Genomic DNA, 6,265 nt, shown 5'->3' on the forward strand with positions numbered 1-6,265 from the left:
TCATGATCTCCTATTTTGGAAACAGTATTACTATATTTAGTAATATCTTTAACTGAATTAAAATCTAGTCCTTTAATTTTCTCTCTAGATTCGGATTCTTGTTTTATAATTTTAGCTATACTATTTAAAATATTTAGAGATATTTCTTCATCTTGATTTTGAATAGCATATAATAATAATTTTTTAGCGGCCAAACTACTATTCAAACCACTTAATTCTTCTGCTAATTTAGAATCTGAATGTTGTATATTGTCTACATACTCTTTAAGAGTTCTAAAAACAGGACTATTGTAATTGGTACATTTATTCAAAGCATAATTTAGGGAGATTAACTGAGATACTTTTATAGAATCTTTTAATATTTCTGGATTTACAGTTATAAAAGACCTTTTACTTCCTATATAAATAGAACAAGAATTAACATTATTACTTACCAAAATATTATTATCTAAATAATCCATGTTACTTACTATAGATGATAGATATGAAGATAATCTATCTCCCTTAATAGGAGTATGCAATATTGATAAAGTATTAAGTCCATTTAAGTTAAGATTACCTATAGCTAAATCTCCAACATCAGTAATGGACTCTGGATTATCGTCTAATATGTCATTTATATCTGTTTTAGTTTCAAGTATTTCATTAATTTCTCCAATATTACTATGGTTAGACAATATAGAACGTAAAATATTATCCAAAGATGTGGAACTAATGTCCACATCTTTGAATTGGTATTTTTTATTGCCTATAGTAAATTGAACACAACTTGTGATTTTTTTACTCATCGCAGCTTAATTTTATTTGTATTTTATTATTATCAAATAATTCCATCAATTTATCATGTACAGTATTAACCTTTCTTGAAAACTCTTTATTTGTTTTATCTTTAAAGAATAACATAGATGTGTTATCTTTAGTAAATACTTCAAAAGTTTCTCCATTAAAAGTCTCTACCCTAGAACTATTAAATAATATATTAACTCTAGTTTGAGGTTTAAACCTTATATTCAAATCATTTATATCATAATCAATATTTAAATTAGAAAGATTAGATTCAAATTCTAAGAATTTGGAAACTATACTGTTCGAATCTGCCTCTCTTACCATATCTTCAAATATTCTAGTAATAGTTTTTCCTCCAAAACTATTGTTACTAATAAGAAGATTGTATATAAAAAACAAATCCCCAATATTGTTTCCTTCAAATTTAAATTGCCTTAAATTATTAAAATCTAATACATAGTTGTCATATAACACCTCATTATAATCTCCTACAACTTTATTTAAATCAATTGGAAGTTTATAAAATATTTTTGAAGAGCCTATTTGAGATTTAGTAGAATCTGGAGTTAAATCCTTTATAAAAGAATTATTAGGGTAATTCTTTTTAAGAGTTGGAATAACATAAGATTCCATCCATCTTTTAAAAGATGCCCTATTAAAAACATTATTAAGAGTAAGAGACTTTATATTACTTAATGAATCAGAGAAATCTGAATTATAGATAGTAATAGGATTTTGTAAATTTATATTTATTCCAGATCTATCAAAAAACTCAGCAGTTACTAAGTCATTAATAAATCCAATTATAATTTTAGACTTATCTTCTCCCTGTACTTTTCCTGAATATACTCTTGAATCATTTATTAACTTCTTATATAAATTATATTTATAAGAAAATGATGATAGTAAATGATCTGATACATACATAGCTCTATACATTTCTCTTAAATGAGGAGAACTATTAATTGCTTCAAGTATATTAAAAGATGTTTTTGCCCTCTCATATCTTAAAATAGCATCATTTCTATAATCTTCATCAGATATAAATCTTAGAAAATCAAATCTATAATGTAAGCCATCTATTTCAACAATATATAAGTCTATTTTATCGCTTATAAACTTTTCTAATGTTTGAAGTTTAGTAAAGTATTCGTTCCTTAATGCTTTAACTCCTTGATTTATACCACATAATTGAGAATATGTACTAATTTCTTGACCTCCCTCAGCAAAAGCGGCTAATTTATTTAGAGTACTTTTACTTTCCAACAAACCTTCACTTTCTAACAAAAGTGCTCTAGATAAAGCCTTATTTAAAAATCTATTAATTAAGAAAGTGCTTTCTTTAAGTTTTATTGTAGAATATTCATAGTCTTCAAATGCTTCTATTTCATCTTTAGTTCTCTTATCTAGATTAAATTTAATGTTATTATTATTAATATGAGAAATAATTTGTCCTATTTCCTTAGCTGTTAAAGTTCCAAATTTTTCTGTAAATTTTGCTCTATTATCAGAAGTATGATATTTAATTCCTAATTCTTTTACTAGATTATTTAATTTGGATACAGCATTATTAATATATTCTCCAGGAATAAAATCAGATAAATTTACTCCTGCTCTATATGTATTAATTGCTCTTTGTAAATTATTATACTTTGTGTCTTCTTTAAACAGAGAGGAATTAGCTTCTTTACCTACTGCATTAATCAGCTTAGATGTCATAAATCTAGTAATACTATCAAAAGATGCACCAGATGCAATAAGATAAATATAAACATTAGCGAGCTTTCCTGCCCCATTTATCTTCTCTAAGACAAGCTCTTTAGCATTCAATTATGTTATAAATATGTCGTTTCCACATATTCTCTTACTATTTCTAGTAATGTTCAGACTATATCATCACTAATTTTTAGTGTCCAGCGCTTCGAATCTACTTAGATTTTATGCCTATTATTTAATAGGACTTACTAGTCGTTGCTCTTTTTTCCTTATCAAGGAAACTTAGATCAGGATTACCCAATCTTTAACCTTTTTACCATACCTGAGTAATTACTTCAGCCATATAATTATTACTAATTATATTTGGTAGTTAAAGCTCTAAGGGACTTCCCTGAGTTCACTGGATTTTACACCGACTCTGCATTAAAATACTTTAATTTATAATACATTGATGGAATCATATATGGAAATATTAGTTCTTCAAATTTTTTTCTAGATTCCTCTAAAATATGTAATACATAAGAATCTTTATTTTTTTGTAAGGAACATAATATATTCCATTTATTAGCCATCCAATCTACTAATAATTCTTGTTCTTGTAGACTAAAGCAATTTGTTGCTATTGTACCCCTTTGAGTACCATCATCCATAAACCAATAAGCTAAAGCAATTGGAGAATGAATTTTATCTAGATATTCTTGAGTAATAGTTTTAACTCCGTCTACGTAAAGTTTTTTAATTAATTGTTTTAATTCTTCGTTAACCATAGCATTAATGTTTTAGATTAATAATGGCACAAAGATAACAATAATTTTTATATTAATAAAATATTTCTCAAGAATTTTTGAGTATTCTCATTTATTTTTAATCGGTACTTACATTAAGCATAATTCCTAAAGTTTCATAGACATCTTCCTGTATTTTATTATTCAAAATATCATTTTTTAGTCCAGTAAGAAATTCACTTGGATTAGATAATATATTGATATTAGGAAGAGTAGTAGATAATTTAATAGTAAATTCTCCATCTGCATCCTTAAACTTATATTCTCTTCCTCCAATTTTAAATCTTCTCACATCTTTATAATAGTGCAAATATACTAAATTTTTTATTGCTGTTATATAATTATTATCATCTTTTAGATAAAATCCACTTTGTATGAAACCATCTCCTGTAGCACCTAAATTTGTTGGAGTTAAATCATCTACTGAAACATTATTATTGTCTTCATACTTAGATATAAGTTCTGCTAAATCAGCAAAAGGTTTATAAACAGCATAAAGAGCAGGTATATCTAATGAATCTAGTAATTCGAAAGCTTTGAGGTTACTATTATATTCTGAAATTTTATTATTAATATATTCTGCTAAATCTGGCCTACTGTTTTTTATTTTTTGAAGATCTTCGTCTATTATTTTAGAAAATTCTTTTAATTTAGAATTAAAGATTTCATTAGCTTTATCTATATTGGTTAATTTATCCTGAAAGAATAACAATAACGAAGAGAAAGCTTTAATTCCATTAGCATAAACAGCAATAGAAGACTTTCCTACCATATTCTGATCTTGAGCATTCATTTTTGCTCCAGGATTTTCATTAGAATTATTATTTCCAAACTTACCCATGCTAGATTTCGCTGCGGCCTTTCTAGCAGGAGCTACAGTTAATACAGAGGTCTCTGATAGATAATTCTTAGGATTTGCTCCAATAGTATACATATAATTAAATATCATATTCTTTATTACTTCTGATTCATTATATTTATACATTGTATGCTTATTTATGAAACTTAACAATTCAGATCCTCTAGTATTAGAATAAATTCTATTCTTATCCTTAATAGCAGTCATTAAAGAATTAAATCTTTCTACAAACATTCTATAATTTTCTTCATTAGATCTATTTTTCTTATGTATATTATACAAATCAAGCACATCTACATACTCTGAAACATCTACTGTATTAGAATTATCTTTATCTATGTCTTCTTTACTACCTATCTGATATTCTATTCTAGATGGTAAAGGTAATGTTTTTGCAATATTAAAATTATTATCTGAGTAATAATTAAAATATGGAGACCAATCAGAATAAATTCCATTTTTTGATATAGAAGACATCATTACATAGATTTTATCAATATCCGTTTTACCTTTATACTTTCATATAAAGACTGACTATATCATCTCTTAATAAATATCACGTATTTATATTAAGAGTCTCGCGCTTCGGAATAAATCCTACTCCCATGGGGATAGTCGATGAACTTTTATCTTATATACAAGACACTTAGCTGCGGATTATCCAATTTTACTACTTTTTACTTACCTATAATAGTTAATTATAGCCATTAAATATATTTCTACTTTAATTTAGTATAGTAAACTTAAGGAATTTCCCGCAATTCACGAGATTTAACGACTTCAATATATTTTAAAGTCACTTCCTTCAAAGATAAGCATCTCTAAAGGAGTCTGAACAGTATTAGTTCCAAAATTAGTGAATGCTACAATCTTCATATTCATAAAAGATTGCATAGATTGTGCAGGAATACGAGCAGCAATTATTTTGCAAGCTTCTTTAAATGATTGATACATTTTCTTAGCTTGTCTCTTAATTTCTACTTTTTTTCTATCATCATGACTAACCTTTTTGAAACTATCTAAATCAGGGTAATCAGTATGATTTACTTCATTATATAAAGATAATAATTCTTCATTTTCGGTTGTTATATTGAAATCTGCTGTATAAAAATTATTAGTCTTATATATTTCTCTTATATTTTCAACAGAAGCTCCCACAACAACTTCAAAGGATTCTCCAGAAATAGTAACTTGGTAAAACTTCATATTACTAGTTATTGGATACATAACATCTCCAACAACCCTATATGTAATTTCTGGAGTTATAACTTTTTGACTTTCTATATTTATTTCTGTTATATCTTTTTTATTTTTTACATTATTTCTTAAGTTTTTAAATTGTTCTGAACTTACAAAATGAAGTTTATAATTTTTTCCTATTAGTGCAGCAGTCCAATATTCTTTATCTAAATTAGTTCTACCTCTATTGGTAAGCTTATTAATAAAGAACTTTTCGTTTACATCTGATAAATTATCTCCTTCATCTAATAAAAATTTATCAGCAAAAGGTTTATCTACTGCGATTTCATTTGCAGAATATTTAGATGTTAATATAGTAGCATAGTTATCAGAAGCATTTTCAATTCTAAAACTAATAGGAATAGGATAAAATCCATCAGAAATACTCCTTAAATCTTTTTGAATTTTATCTTTTACATAAGGAATTAATTCTTTAACTGATTTTTCTGTGGATTTAGAATCTATTAAAGTTTCTAAATCAAGTTTAAAATCTCCATCTTTATATTCTATACTATTATTAATTTCTGAAAATATTTGATATAATATATCATTATCAGATTTATGCTGTTCAAAATTTTCAACAAATTCTTTTAATTTATAAATAAAATTTACAGAATCTAAATCGTATAGATCAAATTCTGATCTTCCATTATTGATATTTTCTGTAGTAATTAATACTTCATAATTTTGTGCTCTAATATTCCTTCCTTTAGATCCTAGTTTCTTTACAGAAGGGAGAGATCTAACTTCAGCTAAAGTAACACCACCATCTACTAATGTAGAACTAATAGATCCTACTTGTTGAACTTTTCCATCTATCTCTACCCAATCTCCCATTCTTATTTTATATCCATGAACTTCCACATCCAACATTGATAAT

General features: G+C 26.0%; 5 protein-coding genes. All 5 read right to left on the reverse strand.

Features of this window, described 5'->3' with window-relative positions; translation table 11 throughout:
* Positions 1–788 (reverse strand): hypothetical protein (locus ACI3VO_RS03260; RefSeq protein WP_439756545.1); only part of this gene is annotated, 788 nt, incomplete at its 3' end.
* Positions 781–2,616: a hypothetical protein gene (locus ACI3VO_RS03265; protein WP_439756546.1), complete on the reverse strand. Its 1,836-nt coding sequence runs from the start codon at positions 2,614–2,616 to the stop codon at positions 781–783. The genes ACI3VO_RS03265 and ACI3VO_RS03260, both read right to left, overlap by 8 nt.
* 293 nt (positions 2,617–2,909) lie before the next feature.
* The gene (locus ACI3VO_RS03270) at positions 2,910–3,269 is read right to left on the reverse strand and encodes a hypothetical protein (RefSeq protein ID WP_439756547.1); all 360 of its coding nucleotides are present in this window, start codon (positions 3,267–3,269) and stop codon (positions 2,910–2,912) included.
* Positions 3,270–3,366: 97 nt separating this feature from the next.
* Positions 3,367–4,626, reverse strand: a complete 1,260-nt coding sequence (locus ACI3VO_RS03275) for a hypothetical protein (protein ID WP_439756548.1) — start codon at positions 4,624–4,626, stop codon at positions 3,367–3,369.
* A gap of 300 nt (positions 4,627–4,926) precedes the next feature.
* Positions 4,927–6,265, reverse strand: a 1,339-nt coding sequence (locus ACI3VO_RS03280) for a hypothetical protein (RefSeq protein ID WP_439756549.1), incomplete at its 5' end; no start/stop codon positions are given.

Source organism: Intestinibacter sp. (assembly GCF_051866655.1).
GTDB lineage: Bacteria > Bacillota > Clostridia > Peptostreptococcales > Peptostreptococcaceae > Intestinibacter.

Bases quoted from the DNA above. Each gene is read 5' to 3' on its own strand.
- ACI3VO_RS03270 (WP_439756547.1), bottom strand. From the start codon at position 3,269: ATGGTTAACGAAGAATTAAAACAATTAATTAAAAAACTTTACGTAGAC.
- ACI3VO_RS03275 (WP_439756548.1), bottom strand. From the start codon at position 4,626: ATGATGTCTTCTATATCAAAAAATGGAATTTATTCTGATTGGTCTCCA.